Raw genomic sequence first — 1,384 nt, forward strand, 5'->3', positions numbered from 1 at the left:
AATGGTATACGAAATAAAACGTCATTGATTTTCGCTTTACTGGCCTTGTGTATACCCTTCCCTCTATGGCAGCTAACCTCCTATATCCACCAGGATCATCTCTGTCTCCAGAGGTCCTAACTTCCTTCGTCCTGCCTGCCCATAACCAGGGTGTCAGCTATGCTCCTTTACGGGGTCTTGCCCCATGGTGTCTATTTCTGCCGACTACTGACTCATTCTTTGTATTGTTGATTACTGACTCGCTTCCTGTTCCAGCACTGTGACCAGTGGACGTTATCTGTTACATTCTGCTTGATTCAGTGACTGCCTAGATGACAGCCTCCATTATAGTTACTTGTCTTTCTTACGCAGCCTGTAGATAAACTGCCGGTCTCTTGATGTCACTGACCATTTTTTTCGGATCATAATCCACACCTTTCGTCAGCATCGCATAAAAGACTCGTATCAGCTTGGCTGCAATCGCCATAAATGACTGCATTTTCTTCAATGGATTCATTCTTCTGGTTGTGTAATAATTATGGAGCTCCCTGAACTCCGGGTTCTTCGCCACAAGCGACATTGCAACCTCAAAGAGCAGGTATCTGAGTCTCTTTCGGCCTCGTCTGCTTATTGTTGTCTCGCCCTTGTGCTTTCCCGAACTATTTTCAACCAATGCCAATCCTGCAAGCTTCTGCAGTTCCTTCGGATTGTTGAAGCGGCTGATATCACCTACTTCTGCAAGGAACCCTGACACTGTCCTGATTCCCACACCTTTGATCTCTAACAGCTTTTCAGCCATCGGAATCTTTCTTACCAATTCTTCAATTAGAACCATAACTTCCTGCAGACGTGTATTTCTGGATTCATAGTCCTCCAGAAGCATTCGGATTTCCATTCTTGCAGCTACTGCTCCTTCTTTACTTCCAACGCTGTGCTCAGCAGCTTTTATCAGGGTCTTCGCCCTCGCTTTTCCAACTGCTCTTAACTTTGCATCCCGCCAGATTTGATTCACTCCATCGATACCTAACGTCAGGATATCTTCAGGAAGTGGGGCGGCTTTAAGGATGAGCATTCCGCTCTTGGCATCCGGCTTTCCGTATACCGTCTTATATTCAGGAAAATATATATTGAACCAACGACTGATCCTGTTTTGAATTCTTGTAAGTTCCGCCTGTAACTGGAATCTTATGTTTGATGCTGTTCTAAGATCAGCGTAAACACCTTCCGGCAGGTATGGGATCATGTAACGCCCCTCTCTAACTAAGCCTGCTATAACTTTCGGATCCTTACGGTCATTTTTAGTTGGATGATTGTCGTCGAGTTCTTTTGATTTTTTCACATGGTGAGGATTTACAAGAACCGGTTTCATTTCATTATCCTGTAGAAACTTTCCAAGATTGAACCA

General features: G+C 44.6%; 1 protein-coding gene. It reads right to left on the minus strand.

Annotation, left to right across the window (positions count from 1 at the left end):
- Positions 1-343: 343 nt before the first annotated feature.
- On the minus strand, positions 344-1,384 hold a 1,041-nt coding region (locus ACTQ3K_RS12570; protein WP_441568231.1), incomplete at its 5' end, for an IS110 family transposase.

The organism is Candidatus Paralachnospira sp. LCP21S3_A2 (assembly GCF_052118925.1).
GTDB lineage: Bacteria > Bacillota > Clostridia > Lachnospirales > Lachnospiraceae > Lientehia.